At 59.5% G+C, this 17,870-nt stretch carries 13 protein-coding genes; 3 read left to right on the plus strand and 10 right to left on the minus strand.

Going from position 1 to position 17,870, the window contains the following annotated elements; translation table 11 throughout:
• Positions 1–24 precede the first annotated feature (24 nt).
• Complete coding sequence (locus tag HK22_RS12290; protein ID WP_198945551.1) at positions 25–1,317, plus strand: Zn-dependent hydrolase; 1,293 nt, start codon at positions 25–27, stop codon at positions 1,315–1,317.
• A 143-nt stretch (positions 1,318–1,460) separates the two neighbouring features.
• Entirely contained in the window at positions 1,461–2,642 is a 1,182-nt protein-coding gene (locus HK22_RS12295; protein ID WP_233142619.1) for an MFS transporter, read from the plus strand.
• Between the two features lie 45 nt (positions 2,643–2,687).
• Here HK22_RS12295 and HK22_RS12300 read toward each other — a convergent pair whose 3' ends face one another.
• Positions 2,688–3,365, minus strand: a complete 678-nt coding sequence (locus HK22_RS12300) for a peroxiredoxin-like family protein (RefSeq protein WP_086649468.1) — start codon at positions 3,363–3,365, stop codon at positions 2,688–2,690.
• A 291-nt stretch (positions 3,366–3,656) separates the two neighbouring features.
• On the opposite strand from HK22_RS12300, the gene HK22_RS12310 reads away from it, so the two are divergent.
• Entirely contained in the window at positions 3,657–4,565 is a 909-nt protein-coding gene (locus HK22_RS12310) for a LysR family transcriptional regulator (protein WP_086649469.1), read from the plus strand.
• Positions 4,566–4,570: 5 nt separating this feature from the next.
• On the opposite strand, the gene HK22_RS12315 is transcribed toward HK22_RS12310, so the two are convergent.
• The 9 genes from HK22_RS12315 to HK22_RS12355 are packed head-to-tail and all read right to left on the minus strand — an operon-like array spanning position 4,571 to position 17,763.
• Positions 4,571–6,214, minus strand: a complete 1,644-nt coding sequence (locus tag HK22_RS12315; RefSeq protein WP_086649470.1) for a urocanate hydratase — start codon at positions 6,212–6,214, stop codon at positions 4,571–4,573.
• Between the two features lie 3 nt (positions 6,215–6,217).
• Positions 6,218–7,330 (minus strand): DUF917 family protein, encoded by a 1,113-nt coding sequence (locus HK22_RS12320; protein WP_086649495.1) that lies wholly within the window; start codon positions 7,328–7,330, stop codon positions 6,218–6,220.
• Between the two features lie 55 nt (positions 7,331–7,385).
• Positions 7,386–8,639: a Zn-dependent hydrolase gene (locus tag HK22_RS12325; RefSeq protein ID WP_086649471.1), complete on the minus strand. Its 1,254-nt coding sequence runs from the start codon at positions 8,637–8,639 to the stop codon at positions 7,386–7,388.
• Positions 8,636–9,988, minus strand: coding sequence for a dihydroorotase family protein (locus tag HK22_RS12330; RefSeq protein WP_086649472.1), 1,353 nt, complete (start codon positions 9,986–9,988; stop codon positions 8,636–8,638). Before HK22_RS12330 ends, HK22_RS12325 begins: the two co-directional genes overlap by 4 nt.
• Positions 9,981–11,501 carry an aromatic amino acid lyase gene (locus HK22_RS12335; RefSeq protein WP_158093564.1) on the minus strand — a complete coding sequence of 507 codons (1,521 nt, stop codon included), beginning with the start codon at positions 11,499–11,501 and terminating at the stop codon, positions 9,981–9,983. Before HK22_RS12335 ends, HK22_RS12330 begins: the two co-directional genes overlap by 8 nt.
• Entirely contained in the window at positions 11,498–12,853 is a 1,356-nt protein-coding gene (locus HK22_RS12340) for an MFS transporter (protein WP_086649474.1), read from the minus strand. The genes HK22_RS12335 and HK22_RS12340 overlap by 4 nt, the downstream gene beginning before the upstream one ends.
• 10 nt (positions 12,854–12,863) lie before the next feature.
• The gene (locus HK22_RS12345) at positions 12,864–15,248 is read right to left on the minus strand and encodes a TonB-dependent receptor (protein WP_086649475.1); all 2,385 of its coding nucleotides are present in this window, start codon (positions 15,246–15,248) and stop codon (positions 12,864–12,866) included.
• Positions 15,245–16,543, minus strand: a complete 1,299-nt coding sequence (locus tag HK22_RS12350; protein ID WP_086649476.1) for an MFS transporter — start codon at positions 16,541–16,543, stop codon at positions 15,245–15,247. Before HK22_RS12350 ends, HK22_RS12345 begins: the two co-directional genes overlap by 4 nt.
• The gene (locus tag HK22_RS12355; protein ID WP_086649477.1) at positions 16,540–17,763 is read right to left on the minus strand and encodes a LysR family transcriptional regulator; all 1,224 of its coding nucleotides are present in this window, start codon (positions 17,761–17,763) and stop codon (positions 16,540–16,542) included. The genes HK22_RS12350 and HK22_RS12355 overlap by 4 nt, the downstream gene beginning before the upstream one ends.
• Positions 17,764–17,870 lie beyond the last annotated feature (107 nt).

A 17,870-nucleotide genomic window follows, 5' to 3' on the forward strand; every position in this document is an offset into this window, starting at 1 on the left:
ACCCCGGTCCAGAGAGGAGTTTCCGTGTCCAGTTCCCTGATATCTTCCAATACCGCCGCTGTCGGTCCGGTTCCTGATCCCGAACTGGCGAAGCTGATATTCGATCGCCTGTATGATATCGGTTTTGACGGGAGGGGAATGACCCGTCCGTCCTACGGTGAAGGTGAGAACCGGGCACATGCCCTGTTTGAGGAGATCGCCAGGGAACACGGACTGGAAATCCGCAGAGACTGGGCATCGAACCTGTTCATCACGCTTCCGGGGCGTAATCGTAATCTGCCTGTGGTCATGACCGGTTCGCATCTGGATACGGTGCCATGCGGTGGCAACTTTGACGGTGCGGCCGGAGCGGCGGCCGGACTCCTGATCCTTTGTGCATGGTCCACGGCAGGCTTTCAGCCGGAACGGGACACAACGCTGATCGTAACCCGTGCGGAAGAGAGCGTGTGGTTTCCGGTTTCTTATCTGGGAAGTCGGACGGCTTTCGGTCTGCTGGATGCGGATGCTCTTGAAACACCGCGCAGTGATGACGGTGTGACGTTACGCGAGCATATGCAGGCCTGCGGCGCAAAACCGGAAGAATGTGGCACGGCGCCTGTTCTGGACCCGACGAAAATCGACTGTTTCGTGGAGCTTCATATCGAGCAGGGACCGGTTCTGCTGGAGGCCGACGTTCCCGTGGGAATCGTAACAGGCATCTGCGGCAGCACACGATACCGTTCAGCCGTCATTCACGGTCAGTACGCCCATTCCGGCGCAACGCCGCGCCGTTTCCGTTCGGATGCTGTCATGGCGGGTGCCAGCATGATGATGGCCCTTCACACGGACTGGAAAACGGTTGAAGCCGCAGGCGAAGACATGACGCTGACATTCGGTGTGTGCCAGACGGACCCTGCACAGGCCAATTTTGCCGCCGTTCCTGGAAAGCTCGACCTGGTCATCGACATCCGTTCGCGTGATGAGGCGTTGCTGGAACGCATGAACGCACGGGTCATCGAACAGGCGCGTCGGGTGGAAGCCGAGTTCTCGGTTCGTGTCGAACTGGGGCCACGCACGCAGAGCACGCCTGCATTCATGGATGAGACGATTCAGAAGCAGGCGAAAGATCTGGCTGCGGAAATGGGCATCGCGGTCGTTTCCATGGCCAGCGGAGCCGGACATGATGCGGCAACATTCGCAGGGCAGGGCGTTCCTACGGAAATGCTCTTTGTGCGCAATGAGAACGGAAGCCATAACCCTGATGAAAGCATGGAAATGCCGGACTTCCTTGTAGGCGTCGTTCTGCTGGAACGGCTTCTGCGTCAGAGGGCTTCCTGAAACTCACAGGGATTGAAAATCCTTCTTCTGCTGGCGGCTCCTGCTTCAAAAACGTGGGCAGCAGCCGCTTTTACGCCTTTACAAGGCGGCTCCACGGTCGCAGGGATACGACGTATTTTTCACGAACTCTTGGCAACAGGGTTTTGAATCTGCGTCTGATGGACAGCCCCAATCCTGCTTCGCTGAAGGCACAGCACGCGACCCGGTTGGCATTTTTCAGTGCCGGGTTTTCGGGTGCGGCATGGGCCCCGATCATTCCCTACGTCAAGTCCCGGTGTGAACTGACGGACGCTCATCTCGGCCTGCTCCTTCTGTGTCTGGGGATGGGATCGATTGTTGCCATGCCGATTGCTGGCAGTCTGGCCGGGCGTTTCGGTTGCCGGTGGATCATTGCGTTTGCCACTCTGGCGGTCTGTTGCAGTCTGCCGGTTCTGGCGTCTTCAGCCTTCCTGCCCGGTCTGGTCATCGCGCTGACAGTCTTTGGGGCCGGTGTCGGGTCAATTGACTGTGTCGTCAGTGTGCAGGCCATCATCGTCGAGCGTGCCAGCCAGAAAACGATGATGTCCGGCTTTCATGGCCTGTTCAGCGTGGGCGGTCTGCTCGGGGCCATGGGCGTAAGCACTCTGCTGGGTCTTGGCCTGTCACCTGTTCAGGCCTCTCTTGCGGTCGTTCTTCTGTTGCTTCTGGGCGGCGGGCTGGCGCTGCCCGGACTGCTGACCGGACGAAGCAGTTCAGGCAAGGGGCCTGCATTTGCTGTGCCGCACGGCATCGTTCTGATCATCGGGATCATGTGTTTTATCGTTTTTCTGGCCGAAGGCAGCGCCATAGACTGGAGTGCCGTATTCCTGGCCACGGTGCGGCATGTCGATATGCGCTATACCGGCCTGGGATATGTGGCGTTTGCCAGTACCATGACGATCGGCCGACTATTGGGAGACTGGCTGGTGCGGCGTGTTCCCGGTCGTATGCTGATCACGGGCGGAAGCCTGCTGGCCGCATCAGGGATGCTTCTGGTGGCCGCTATCCCGCTCTGGCAGGTCGCATTGCTGGGCTATGCTCTGGTGGGCGCAGGGTGCGCCAATGTGGTGCCAGTTCTGTACTCAGCCGTCGGACGACAGACTTTCATGCCTGAACATCTCGCCGTGTCGGCCATAACGACGCTGGGATACTCTGGCATTCTGGTCGGGCCGGCCGCGCTCGGCTTCGTCGCTCAGGCTGCAAGCCTTCCGTTCGCTCTCGGAATTGTGGGCGTGTTTCTCGGTGGGGTGGCAGCAGGAGGAATGGTTCTGCCGAAAGCTCTCATCAATGGTGATCCCACGTCATGACTCTGTTCATATTGAGCAGCGTCATGACGGGCATCTGCGTCGAGATTATCCGCTGATCGACTGTGCCGCTTTCCGCAGAGCCGGGAGCATATCTTCCGGTTCCGGCCGGCGGGTATAATCCGGATTGACCTCGGCATAGAGAATTACGCCGTCCTGACCGATGACGAACCGTCCAGGCATTGGAAGAGTCCAGCTATCGTCGCCATTGAAGGACGGCAGGTCGTTTTTCAGGCTTGTGTAGAGTTGCACAAGATAGTCCGGCAGTACAAAACGCAGACCAAAAGCGGCTGCAACGTCGTTGTGCACGTCCGACAGGATTGGGAAATCCAGATTATTCTGGCGGACCGATTTACGGCTGTTCACGGCTGTCTGGGGTGAAATGGCGATCAGGTTTGCGCCCAGCTTCCGGAATGCAGGTAAGGCGGCCTCAAGGGCCTGAAGCTCCATGTTGCAGTACGGGCACCACACGCCGCGATAAAAACTGAGGACCAGCGGACCTTTCGCCAGAAGTTCGGACGAAGACACTGGAGCGCCGTCAGGGGTGTTCAGGATGAAAGACGGAGCCGTGTCGCCCGCTTTGAGCGCATTCCCCGCTGCGCCCGAGGCGATCAGCTCCGCAGTTGCACGATGCATGATTTCAATGACCGAGGCCGGAACATTGTAAGGCGGCTTTCCGGCTTCAAAATCGGCTTTGAAGGCATCAAGTTTTGCCTGAAGAGACATGGGTATTTCCTTCCAAAGAGGATGCGGCGTCTGATGTCAGGGCCGCTGACAGGCCGGAGAACATATGTCCCAGCAGGGTGGAAGCGACGTGCAGCAGGCTGCCCGTCAGATGAAAAGCCACAAGACCATCCGTTATGGCGGAGCCAGACGTGATGCGTATGAGTGAACCGAACATCTCTGAACCCTTCCTTCACAACCCGGCCTGTTGGGGTGACGAATGAAAAATGCCTCTTCCATGCTCGACAGGGCAGAGAGCCTAAGGCGATAAGGATCATTCCCTGGAGGAATATTATGGATCGTTATCAGGCAATGGCCACCTTCATACGGGTGGTGGACACGGGATCGTTTTCGGCAGCCGCACGACAGCTTGGTGTAGGACAGCCGGCGGTTTCCAAAACCATTGCGCAGCTTGAAGCCCGACTTCAGGTCAGTCTTCTCATCCGCTCCACCCATGGTCTGACACCGACAGAGGCAGGGCAGAATTTTTATGAGCGGGCACGGAATGCGATTCAGGAAGCCGACGAGGCTGAACTTGCTGCAAAAGGCGCGGGGGCGGGTCTTTCAGGCCGGTTAAGGGTGTCAGCTGCGACAACGTTCGCAAGGCTGCACATCATCCCGAAACTGCCGCTGTTTCTGGCGCAGAATCCTCATCTGACAGTTGAGATCATTCTCGATGACCGGATGATCGACCTTGTGGCGGAAGGCGTGGATATTTCGCTGCGTATGGGAACGCTTGCGGACTCCACGGCCGTTGCCCGGAGGGTGGCGACCGGGGGACGCTCGGTCCTCGCCACCCCCGCCTATCTCAAACGCGCAGGCATACCCCAGTCTCCTGCGGATCTGGCGACCCATGAGGCAATTATCTACAGCCAGTTGCCAAGTTTGTGGTCATTCCTGCGAGATGGAGCCGCCGTGTCAGTCTCTGTCAGCGGACGCCTCAAAGTCAGTGCTGCGGAGGGTATCAGAGCCGCCGTTCTGGCCGACATGGGACTGACCATCGCATCCGACTGGATGTTCGCGCCCGAGCTTGAAGACGGCGCCGTCGTTCGTGTTCTCGAAGCATGGTCTCTGGCTTCGATTGATCTGTGGGCGGTATTCCCGGCCGGACGGATGATGACGGCCAAAGCCCGGCAGTTTGCGGATTTCGTGGAAAGCATCATGAAACCCGCGAATACTCCCTGTTCTGTTTCCAGGGCTTGATTTCGCTACAGGGAAAGCCATCGGATGCCACGGTGCTCTGCTTCGTCGTGGGCGTCTTCATAGCCCGCATCGGCGTAGCGCATGACACCCAGACTGGTATCGTTGGTCAGCGCAATCCGCAGTCGCTCATCCGCTTCGCTGGAGCCGTCGGCGACGATTGTGACACCTGCGCTGGTCATGTATCCCGCATAACCGCCGCCTCCGGAATGAATGGCGACCAGATCGGCCTGTGATGAACAGGCCAGCATGGCATTCAGGAGCGGCCAGTCTGCAATGGCGTCTGATCCGTCCTTCATGTTTTCCGTCATGATGTTTGGATGCGCCATTGCGCCGGCATCCAGATGATCGCGCGTGAAAGCGACCGGTCCGGCCAGTATGCCATCACGAACCATTCCGTTCACGGCCAGGCCGACCTGCGTACGGGCGTCGTGGCCAAGCCAGGCAATCCGCGCCGGAAGTCCTTCAAACGGCACATGCGCCCGGGCCAGCGTGATCCAGTTCACAACGGATGGGTTGTCCGAGAATGTTTCCAGAAGATAGTCGTCGATCCTGCGGATATCGTTCTCGTCGTTCGACAGCGCAATCCAGCGGAAAGGTCCGATCGCCCGCGCAAAAAGAGGCCGCAGATAGGCTTCCGTAAAGATCGGAATATCGAACGCATTCCCGATCCCCGCCTTCTTTGCCTGCGTGCGGATAAGGTTGCCATTATCGAAAACGATGGACCCGGCAGACTGGAAATCCAGCATGGCCTGCACATGACGGGCGATGGATTTCAGGGAAAGCGCGGCGAGTTTTTCGGGCTCGCTTTCTCGCAATGCCTGAATCTCGGCAGCGGACAGTCCGGCAGGAAGATAGCCGTAGACCAGATCATGGGCGGATGTCTGGTCTGTGACGATGGCGGGAACGATGCCGCGGGCATGGATTTCAGGGAGAATGTCCGCTGAATTTCCCAGAAGACCAATCGAACAGCCATCGCCCGCGCGCTGCGCATCCGCCACGAGTTTGAGGGCTTCGTCCAGCGTCTCTGCCCGATGCTGGAGATAGCCTGCTTCCATCCGCTTGTTGATGCGTGCGCCATCCATTTCCACACACAAAATTACGGCGCCAGCCAGACGTCCGGCGAGGGGCTGTGCGCCCCCCATGCCGCCAAGACCGGAGGTCAGGATCAGCTTTCCGGACAGGTTCGAGCTGAAATGACGCTCCGCGATACAGCGGAAGATCTCATACGTTCCCTGTATGACGCCCTGAGAGCCGATATACTGCCAGTCGCCGGCTGTCAGGCCACCCCAGCAGATCAGGCCTTTCTTTTCGAGCTGGTAGAATTCCTCAGCCTTGGCCCACTGTCCGATCATGTTGCAATTGGCCATGACGACAATTGGCGCACGCTCATGTGTGCGTACTACACCGATGGGCTTTCCGGACTGAACGATGAGCGTTTCGTCATCGCGCATGGTCTTCAGCGTCTGGACGATGACATCATGTGACGGCCAGTCCCGTGCAGCCTTGCCCAGAGCAGCATAGACCACGAGATTTTCGGGATCTTCAGCCACAGACAGGACGTTTTCCAAAAGACGCAGAAGCCCTTCCTGTCGCCATCCCCGACAGCGCAGCGTGTTGTCTGACGTGACGTCGAAATGCCGTTTGGTCATATTTCAGATGTCCTTGCCAAAAGGAGAGGGCGCAAGCGCATAGCTCGCCAGATCAATACCCAGAGCACGCTCGACGGGCGGATAGACGGCCGGATCTACAACACTTGAGGAAAGCGGAAACTTGGTTTTCTCGACATGAAGGACAAGGATTTCCATACCTTCCTCGATTTCCCCGACGCTCAGCGGATAGCCGTCCGGAGCAAGCGTGGTAATGATATCGGGGAACGAGGCCAGACGCTGACCGTCCGCACCATCAACTGCCATGTATTCGTTCATAACATGCAGGGTCACGGCAGAAGTGCCCTGTCCGACCGTAATGGTCCCCACATCGAAGGCCTCGGGCGTATAGGTGACCGACTTCCGGCTGACTATACCTTGCGCGAGAATGGCCCCGTCGAGCGTTTTCAGAATGGCGTCGACGACGGCATTTCCGTTTTTGCCCGAGGCTTCGAGGATGGCTTCTCCCAATGCGAGGGCACGGGAAATTCCGCCCCATGCGGCATGGCGTTTGACGTAAGACGCGGGAAGCGGGTTGCGGCAGGATGCGATGAAGCCGCCCGACATATCGGAGGCGGTCCGCAGAATGGGCGAAATCCGTGCAGTCGCGCCTTTTGCGACCATCTCGATATAGGAATGGCGGGAGCGGTTGCCGCCGACAACGGCCTGGATCATTGTTTCGGGCGAATTGGCCATGCCGATGGACCCCATGTCGCCGGTGGGATGAGCGCGCATGTCGCCAACTGCATCCACGACCTTCGTGCCCAGGATCGCTCCGGGAAGCCAGGCATTGAGCGTACTGGACTTGCCATTCTGTCCGATCATGAGACCGTAAATTGGTTGTCCCAACTCCTTCTGGACGAGCTTTACGGCGTTGACGTAATCGACACCCAGCATCTGCCATTCCGTCGTACTGGCAGGCGCACCGATCGCCGCCGCCGTGGCGATGATGGCATCGTCTTCAATCTCTTCCGCGGAGACGAGTTCAGGCTGTCCGGCATTAACCGCTGCCATACCCAGCATCCGCCCATGTTCAACCCAGCCACCGCCGCCACAGGCGAAGACCGATCCACCCCGGATCGCGGCTTCGACGTCTCTTTCAACCAGTATTCTGCCCATCGTGACCATTCCCGTATTGCGGCGTCTCACTCCTGCGCGGGGAGACAACCATTATTCAAAAATCCCGATCAACGTCCTGAAGAGTCTGGGTCAGGATGCGCGCGCCGTTGGCTGCGTCCTCCGGCGAGCACCATTCTTCCGGGTCATGGCTGCGTCCATCCCGGCATGGCACGAACACCATGGCGGCCGGGCAAAGCTGTGCGACAAAAGCCGTGTCGTGACCCGCGCCGGATACTATTTGACGGTGTTTCAGTCCAAGCTGACCGGCAGCCTGTTCGATCATGCGGACGAGTGTTGCATCGCAGGTAACCGGTTTCGTATCCGACAGACACGTGAATCGCTCTAACCGGACATGCGCCTCGGAGGCCAGTCTGAGGCTGGTTGTTTCAAGTTCCTTCAGAAACGCCTCGACGACGGCGCGTTCCGAAACCCGGATGTCCACCACAATCCGGGCGGAGCGGGGCACCACGTTGGACGCATTCGGTGAAACCCCGACGATCCCACATGTCGCGGTCATATGTCCCTGACCGGACCGGGCCAGTTCCGTCGCCCGGCGGCTGACGAATGTGATGACACCAGCCGCAGCGACGGCTGCATCCTGTCGGCGGTCCATTGGGGTTGTTCCCGCGTGGTCCGCCCGGCCTTCAAAGAGGATTTCAACGCGCGTGACACCGGCAATTGCCGTGACCGCCCCGATCGGCAGGCCGTCCTGTTCGAGAACGATGCCCTGTTCGATATGCACCTCCAGAAACGCCCGCAGATCTGTACGGCGCGGCGTATCAAGACGCTCCGGACGCCCTCCCATCCGTGTCAGCGCCTGCGCCAGCGTCTCTCCCCAAGGAGCGACAAGCGCGCGCTGATCGGTTGTCAGCGCGCCTGCCATGCCCCGGCTGCCGATACAGGACAGGCCGAAATCACTTGGCTCTTCAGCAAGGAAATCAACGATTTCAAGATCGTGCCGCAGGACCAGCCCCGCATCCCGGAAGGCGCGGGCGGCTTCAAGCGCGCAGAGCACGCCCAGAATGCCATCGAAACGCCCACCGTCGGGGACTGTATCGGAATGTGATCCGCTCATGACCGTTCCAGCCCCGTCAGCGGAACCGAGACGTCGGCCGATGAGATTGCCTGCATCATCCAGATGGCAGGTCAGCCCGGCCTCGGTGAAGCGCTGCTTTAGCCAGCGGCGGCCATCGAGAAACCGGTCGGAAAAGGAGCGGCGGGTATGGGGACGCTCCGGATCAGTGATGTCCGCAAGTGTCATGAGATCGGACCAGAGGCGATCGGGCTGGACGAATTCTGCGGCGTTCATGGCTGCTCCGGTTTTACGAAGCGCCCATGCCCCGGTTTTGCCAGTATGGCGTCGTCGGCAAAAATCCGCTCTCCCCGAAGCCATGTCTCGGCAATGCGCCAGTCCAGCGTCCGCCCTTCGTAAGGGCTCCAGTCTTCAAAGGCGTGGCCACTGGCTTTCGGATCGTAAATCCAGTCTTCACGCCGGGCGACCGTAATATCCGCGTCGCGTCCTGCGGCCAGACCACCCTTGCGAGAGGTGAGACGGAACAGCCGGGCAGGATTTTCAGCCAGCAGACGTGCGGCATGTGTCCATGACAGGTTACGCCGCCCCAGCTCCGTGAGAAACAGGGGATAGATGACTTCCAGCGAAGGGGCGCCCGACGCATTTTTCAGCATGTCAGGATCGGATTTTCGCGTCAGGCTCCATGAAACATGGTCGGTGGAAACGACGGTTACGTTCCCGGCAGCAAGATGGTGCCAGAGTCCCTCGACCTGCGCCCGCGGACGGATGGGCGGATTGATCTTGGCGCGACCGCCCAGGCGGGCGACGTCATGCTCTTCATCAAGCACCAGGTAATGGATGCAGGCCTCGGCGGTCGTCTCGAAACCCTGCTGGCGGTAGGACGCGCATAAGGCATAGCCGCGCGCTACGGAACAGTGAACGACATGCGCCGCGCATCCCGTACCAGCCGCCGTTTCATAAATCTGCGCCATCGCCAGAGTTTCGGTCAGGGGAGGTCGTGACAGTCCGTGCGCGCGCCAGTCCGTAATGCCTGCTTCCGTTACCTGTGCCAGCCGCGCCCGGACCATTTCGTCGTCTTCATTATGAACGCCCGCAATCAGCCCGGTCTCGCGCACGGCGTCGAAACACCGAGCGAGAAGATCGGCCGGGATCCGTGGAAAGCGTTTGGGGTCCGTCCCGAACGTCGAGAACTTGAAGCCGCAGGCTCCGGCTGCCGCCATCTCGCCGATATGATGCAGACTATCGCCGGGAGCGATCGTGCCCCAGAGCGCGAAATCGACGCGGGCCTGCTCTCCGGCTTCGGCGGCTTTCTGTTTCAGACGGTCAGCGGTGTTGACAAGAAAACCCTCGTCATAGGGCATGTCTGCAATTGTCGTGATACCGCCTGCCGCTGCGGCGCGGGTGGTCCAGATGAAATCTTCCTGTCCTTTCTGGGAGCGCGAATGCACCTGCGCATCAATCCCGCCCGGCAGGATAAGACTTTCTCCATAGTCACGTATGTCCTGCGCCGCAGGAGGCGTGCCCTGACCCAGTCGGCTGATTTTCGTGCCGTCAATGGCTACCCAGCCGTTTTCCAGAACGGCTGAGGGGGTCACGACCGTTCCTTTCAGCAATACGTCATGCATACAGGCACTCCATCGGCTCAGGCTGGGAAGAATCAAATTCCGGGGCAGGAGGGAGGGGGAACTCGGCCAGAACAGCCTCGGTCGCCCGCAGTACGTCTCCCACCGCATGGCTGTCGTCGAGCCAGGGGATATCCTGCGACAGAGCCGCGATAATCGCGCCGGGCAGGCCTTTGGGCGTTGCGCCCGAGAGACGGACGGCCTGTCGTCCCGCCATGGCTTCCAGGGCCACCAGAGGCTCCAGAAGCGTGCATTGCAGACGCAGCGCTCGTGCAATGGACGGCAGATAGCTGGCCTCGTCCTCAAAACCGTTGGCGACGGGGACCTGATAAAGCGAGGCCGGCGTAGACTCCCGCAGGATGGACGTCGCCAGATCCGCGGCGAGCTTGGTCGCAGCTCCGAAGGCGACCTGACGCCCCGGTTCGAAGGTCAGGTTGCGCGACAGGCCGGACAGGTCGTTGCGACAGAGCGCCAGAATACGTCCCAGAACGCCCCGGACATAATGGCACAGGGCAAGAACGAAAGCCTGCGCGTCCAGTGCCAGTGACAGCGGCAGCGAGGCTCCGGATGTCAGCGCCCGTCCATCCAGCAGGATCGGGTTGTCGTCGCAATGGCTGAAACTGTAGGCGAGGGAGGCCTCGACCCGCTCCAGCGCGGCCAGAAACGCCCCGCCGATCTGAGGCATGCAGCGGAAGCTCAGCGGGTCCTGAAGGTTCCTCCGCGGCGTCCAGCCTCCGTCCCCGCTGACGCGCTCGAGGAAACGTGCGATCCGCTGTTCCGTTGGCATTCCGGTACGCCGTGCGGCTTCCCATGGAATCCTGAACGCACCGAACCCTGCACAGGACACCGTATAGATTCCGAGCCAGAGCGGAAGACGGGCGCGGATTTCCGCCACGACCAGTGCTACGCCCGCCACACCGAGCGCGTTGCTCGACAGGACGGTCATCATATCCTTCGGGCCGGGGACAAATGCTCTGAGACCGCAACGCTTCAGAAGGACTGCGGCACTCAGCCGTTCTCCATCCGGCCCGAAGGCCTCGCCTTCACCCATCAGGACCGCCCCGACATGGCCCATCAGGCCCACATCCGCGCAGCCGATGGACCCGTATTCCGGAACGACTGGCGTGATACCGGTGTTGAGCAGCGCCTCCAGGGCACGAGCCAGATCCGGCCCCGCGCCGGTATGACCGCTCAGGATACCGTTCAGGCGGATGACCATGGCTGCGCGGACGGTGCGGACCGGAAGAGCTTCACCAAAGCCAAGCTGATGCGATCGCATCAGGCGCAAGGTGTGGTGTGGCCTGTCCTCCGGCGTTACAACAGCGTCCTTGAACGCGCCGACCATACTGGTCGTCCCGTAAACACCCTCGCCACGCGCCAGCGCGTCGGCGAGAGTGCGTTGGCCCGCGCGTACCTCTCGCAAAGCTGCCTCTGAGAGCCTGATCCGTCGGCCGTCGGCAATGCTCACGAGATCGGCGAGCGGCAGGGTTTTGCCCGTCAGTGTGATATCGTTCACAACCGCTCTCCCCTGAGTGATTCTGCGGTAACTGTCCCATCATCCGGCGATGCAGGTGTTATGCTTTTTGCTGCATGTCCCATAGCTCCGGCTTGTTGAGGAGACGTGGTGCCCTGTCGCCACAACGGAGATCCCAAAGCCAGCGCAGCCGGAACTGCGGCCAGCAGGATGTAGAGTGCGGGCGAGGGTATCCCATGCCAGTGCGACCCGATTTCTGTCAGGAACATGGGTGCGAAACCTCCAAACAGGGCAGCCGCCACATTATAGGGCGCAGCGATTCCGGTCGCCCGCACTTCAGAAGGAAACAGGCTGGCCAGTCCTTCGGGGGCTGCCCCGGCAAACAGCCCGACCGCTCCAAACAGCCCCATCATCACCAGCATGATGACTGGCGGATCAGTGAATGCTCCTGCCAGCAAAAGAAGAGGTGTGGGAGCAAGGAGCACCATCAGCATCCCGGCAAGAAGGACGAGGCGTGCGCCATATTGATCCGCAAGTTTTCCCGAAAGAAGCGAGGTTAGAACCAGAACGACATTCGCAGCCAGATAGGCCGCGTAGCTGACATGGGACGAAATGCCGAACGCCGTCTGCATGTAGAGCGGCAGATAGATCACCAGCGCGTATGGAGCTGCCGTCCACAGGATCGAGACCCCGAAAGAGACGCTGAGAGACAGGCGATACTGGCGCAGAAGGGTTTTGAGTACCGGCGTTTCGGACTGTTGTGGCGTTCGCGCTGATCCAGCAAAATCGGGAGAACGCCGCAGGATCAGTCCCATGGGAACGATCAGCAGCCCGACGATAAAAGGAAGGCGCCATCCCCAGGCGGTCATCTGCGTTTGATCGAGGCAGAGTGTTGCGAGGGTTGCCACCGTGGCGCCCAGTATATTGGACAGCCCCATTGTGGCCTGAAGGAATGAGGCCGTCACACTCCGGGCGCCGGATGTGGCCTGCTCAGTCAGGAACGCTGCGGCTCCCCCGATTTCACCTCCTGCCGACAACCCTTGCAGCACACGCGCCACGCAGATGATGACGATCGACAGGCGCCCTCCTGTTTCATAAGGCGGGTCGAAGACGATCATGAGCGTTCCGGCCCCCATCAGCAGGCAGGTGAACGTCAGTGCAGCGCCGCGCCCGTTCCGGTCTGCGAAGCGTCCGATCAGGATGGCGCCGAGCGGGCGGACAACGGCCCCGAGCCCAAAGACCAGAAGGCTCTGGGCCAGTTGTGAAAAACTGTCGGAACTGTGGAAGATGGATGCAGCGATATAACGCGCAAACAGCGCATAGACCGCAAAATCATACCATTCCAGAAGATTGCCGACGCAGGCCGCTGCAATCAGCCGCCTGCGTGAGGACATGACCCTGTTTTCAGAAATGCGCACTGACGGTTCCGAAGAACTGACGCGGCGCGCCCATCAGGAAGTAATTATATCCGGTATCGACGAAGTTGTTTCCAAGCTCGTTGGTTGTCGAGACATAGGTCTTGTTGGCGAGGTTGTAGATATTCAGGCTCGTCGTCAGTCCCTTCAGGACGCCGATATTACCGAAATTGTAGCGGGCCCCGAAGTTGGCGAGGAAATAGCCCGGAACATGCAGGTCATTGGTATAGGTCAGCTGCCTGCTGGACAGGTAAGTTCCATCGACATGCACCTCGAAGCCGCCGAGGCGGTAGGTAATGTTCCCTTTGTACATGAACTGCGGATAGTTCGGCACGAGCTTGCCGCGCGTTGCCTGCACGCCGGAGGCTGTCGTGACATCCTGATCGTAGGTGGAATGCGCATAGGAAAAAGAGTTGTAAATGGAGAGCCCGTCGAGCGGCCGGATCGTGACACTCGCTTCCGCACCGTTCGTGGTGACACCGCCTACATTTTCAACCGCGGTGATCGGATTGATGCCGGACTGGCTGTTGATCAGCTGAAGACGGTTGGAGAAGTTGATCCGGTAGAGCGAGGCCAGCGCGCTCAGGAATGGCGTCGTATAGCGGTATCCCCCTTCATAAACCCAGTCTGTCTCCGGCCGCAGGGTGTTCTTGGTGCTCTGGAACGCTGTCTGTGACGATGTCCACGGTGTTGCGGAGACATTGGTCCCGTATCCGTCTTCGGGGAAGGAGCGCATGTTGTGCGAGACATCGAAGAACAGTTCATGATGGGGCAGGAAGCGCCAGTTTGCCGAAACCTGCGGCAGGAATGCGTTGGAGGCTTCAAGCCGTCCCTGCGCGATCTGCGTCCCGTTGATGGCAAGACTCTGCGTCGGAACACTGTTTCCCGCATTGACGATCATGGACTTGAAACCTGCATTGACCGTCAGGTTTTTAGTAATGCGGTAGGTATCCTGAAGATGGAAGACGAACGTGTTGGTCGAAAATGCTTCCTGCCAGGGCTGGGCAAAAACCTTGCTGGTCGGGAAACCCGTTGTCGGATTGCCCAGTGTTCCCTGTCCCAGAAGCGGCGCTTCCGTGAAATAGCGGCTCTCGTTGAAGTTGTCGTACTCGTACCAGACACCGGCATTGATCGTATGACGTGCGATTTTGTAGGTGAGTGCGGTCTGAAAACCGCCACGAGCGATTTCCGGCGTCTGAATGCGTTGTGACAGCGGCGCTCCGTTTGGAGACGGCATGTAGGGCGTCGTCCAGGTGCTGTAGCCGGTATCGGCATGACCATAGAGCGTGGTCTTCCAGTTCAGACGGTCCGTGAAGTTTTCGTCCAGGGTCAGGCCCCCCAGATAGTCAACCCGGTTGGCCGTACCGGCATAATAGGCCGCGTCATAGGGATCGTTGGTCTTGAGATATTCCGGCCGATAGATCCCCTGTGCCGCATGATAGGCTGCCGTATAATCCGGATAGTAATTCGCAAGGTTGGGGCCGACCGTATGCAGGTAATTCATGGTCATGTCCTGGTAGTCAAACTGCTGCGTCGAGCTCCAGTCGAAGAAGGCCTTGATTGAGGAGCCCCGCGCCAGCGGCTGGACGATCTTGGCGTTCACCTGATCCGAATAATCATAGCCGCCACCCTTCCACAGGTTCATGTTCGTTCGGGCATAGGCGACATAAAAGCGCGTGCCGGACTTGTTGAGGTCTCCGCTGTCCAGTCGCACATAGGTCCGCATTGCAGAATTGCTGCCAAAGGTCTGGCTGACGGTGCCACCGCGTTTGTGATCGGGGTCGAGGGAATGGATCTGGATTGCACCGCCCAGATTGCTGGTGGAGGCTACGTCGATCGCCCCCGCCCCCTGCGAAACATCCACGCCGCCGACATCATCGGAGATGATCGAGCGCGTAACGCTGAGTCCGTTGTAATTATTGAACTGCTGGTCTCCGAGAGGGATGTCGTCAAGCGTGAATCCGAGCTGGGACTGGCTGAAACCGCGCATGAAAATCTGGCTGGAATATTCATAGGCTCCGAACGGATCGGCGGACTGGTAGACGACGCCAGGCAACTGGCTCAGGACCTTGAGCGGAGAGGTTCCCGGCGCGCTCTGCTGCATCATGCTGTGCGTAATGCTGGTCATCTGGCGTGTAGAGCCATGACCGAAAACGGTAATGGCCTCATCGCGTCCGAGAATTCCGGGTTCCTTTTTCGCAGGAACTCTCGGAACGCTCTTCTGAGCGGCCGGAGTATGTGCCTTCCGGGCTGTACCATCCGGAACCCGTTCGGCCGCCTGCGCCCCGGCAGACAGTATTCCCGAAAAAAATACGGGAATGATTGCCACGCCACTGAGAACGGTCGAAAGCGTGAGAGCCTGTCGCGTGATCATTTGATTGTTCCTTGGTTTGCCCGATCAGGCAGGGAGAAAGGGGACATCGGGAATGGAGCGTGGCTGCTCGACGCATCCGTTTCACGAAGTCCGAACTGGTAGATGGCGGCGCAGATGAGCCCTACGCCGCAGGCAACGAGCATCGAGGGGGCGAAGGATCCGAAATGGTCCACCATGATGCCGGTAATGACGGGGGCAAGCGCGCCACCAAGTGAGCCCCCCGTATTCTGGATCGCCTCAAGCGTCGCAACGCGATGCTCTGCGGCAATGACGGTTCCGAGCGTCCATGCCGCGCTCATGGCGAGACCTCCGGCAAACAGGGCGGTTGCCATGAAAGCCATCGAAATGACCAATCCGGTATGGAGTGTGGTCAGGCCGGTCATCACAGCCGCCGCGAGCATCGCGAGAACGACCGGCCGCCGGCAGGCTTCCAGCCGGCCCATACCCCTTGCCATCAGGCGGTCGGAAAGCAGCCCGCCCGTCAGGTTGCCGGCAAAACCGCAGATCTGGGGAAGGGCCGAGAGCAGTCCCGCCTGTGCGGCAGTGAGATGGTAGGCGGACTGAAGCCACGCGGGCAGCCAGGTCGCATACAGCCAGGTCAGGTAGATAATTCCGGCAAAACCCGCTGTCACAACCCAGCTTGACCGCTGGCGCAGCAGATATCCCAGGTCATCGCGAAGCACGGATGGCGCCTGTGAGGGAGCAGTAACAGGGCCTGTCGGGTCACGGTAATAGAGTACCCAGATCAGCCCGAGCAGCAGGCTGAGGATCCCGATGCTGACGGACATTCCCCGCCATCCCTGAAACGCCATGATTGCCAGAAGCACCGGTGGCGCAAGAGCCGGGCCGAGGGCCGCAGACCCGTTGAACAGTCCGATAACGGTCCCTCGTTCCGCAGGCGGAAACCAGCGCACGAGAACGCGTGTTCCAGCCAGGAACAGCGGGGATTCCCCCATTCCGAGCAGAATTCGGCATATGAACAGTCCCGCCACGCCCGACACGAAGCCAAAGCCGATCTGTGCGCAGGACCACAGGCACAGACCAGCCCCGAGTAACAGCCGTCCACCAAGGCGGTCCGCCAGAAGTCCCGCGGGAATCTGGCTGACCAGATAGGCCCATGCGAAGACGGACAGCAGCCAGCCCATGCCGGTGTAGGACATGTGCATGTCTGACATGATGGCGGTATTGCCGATGGAGAGAGCGGACCGGTCAATATAGCTGATGCAGCCTGCCAGCACGAGCAGAGCGACACTCAGGCGGCGGCGCCACCCCGGAACAGCCGGAATGACTGTCATGCCGCAGACTTCCGGTGACGTCTGTTTTCCAGCAGGCAGGATTTCAAACGTTCAATGCTGGCGGGATTGGAATGGGTCTTTTTCCAGATCAGGCGCGTGATCATGCGATAGCGTGAGGGCAGCGGCAGAGAGTCCACATCCTGCGGGCGAAAGGAGCCGGCAGGCATGATGGCGCAGCATGTTCCATCAATGACGAGGCGAAGCATGAGAGAGATGGACTGCGTTTCAAACACCGATGCTGGTACCAGCCCTGCATGTTCCAGAAACTGGTCTGTCAGGCGTCGTAACCCCGTACCGAACGCGGGTATGGCCAGCGTGCCACCTTCGATCAGTGAAGAGAGCGTTACGCCGTTCAGAGTATGCCCTCGGGCGAAGACCAGATGCAGGTCCGATATTTCCAGATCCACGTGATCAAGAGTGGGGGGAACATCCAGAAGGTCGGTCAGGCCAACATCGTAAGTATCTTCCAGAAGTCCTTCGACCATCGTGGGGGCTGCCAGCGTGGAAACCGTCAGGGTGGGCTGATAACGGCGTTCACGCCACAGACGCACAAGTCTGGCCAGTGTCAGCGTCAGGGAACTGTCGCTGCTGGACGGCATCATGGAGGCCAGTCGCAATGTGCGGAATTGGCGGAAATAGCTGAAATTTTCGTCCCGCATGATGCTGCGATAGGTTTGATCGGCCCGCTGGCATCCTTCCAGCAGCAATTGTGCTTCAGGCGTAAGCTGCATTCCGAAAGGAGAACGTATCAGAAGCTTCCGATTGAGGATTGTCTCCAGTTTCTGGATTTGACGCGACAGGGTTGGCTGGGAGATCGAAAGCTTTCGGGCGGCTTTTGCGACGCTCCCGACCTCGCAGACCGTCAGGAAATAGCCAATCATGCGAAGAGTCAGGCCCGTCTGCAGGAGCATCCGCAAGTCCGTAAGACTCAGGGATATTACTGATTTTTCCGACGCGTCCTGCGGAGGTGACACGAGTTCAACACCCCAGTAAAGCAGAGACAGGGCAGACCGATAGAGGCTCTGTCCGCAAGCCGTTGGAACGGCTTCGGGGTATCGCCGCTTTGACGTGCGAAGGAGAAGCGGAAACTCCATCGACTGTTCAAGACCCTGCACCGCATGGTTGACGGTCGAGGAGCTGACGCCCAAGGCTTCAGCCGCTTTTGCCGGTGAGCCCACGTCAATCAGAGCCACAAAATATGTGAGCGCAGGTAATTCCATCGCCAACAGCCCTCACAAGACCCGGAATATATTGAACAATATAAAATAGTTCAATATAAAAATTAACTAACCAGATTGTATGAGAACACTGTCGTCACGGGGCTGCA

It is taken from the genome of Gluconobacter sp. DsW_056 (genome assembly GCF_002153595.1).
GTDB lineage: Bacteria > Pseudomonadota > Alphaproteobacteria > Acetobacterales > Acetobacteraceae > Gluconobacter > Gluconobacter albidus.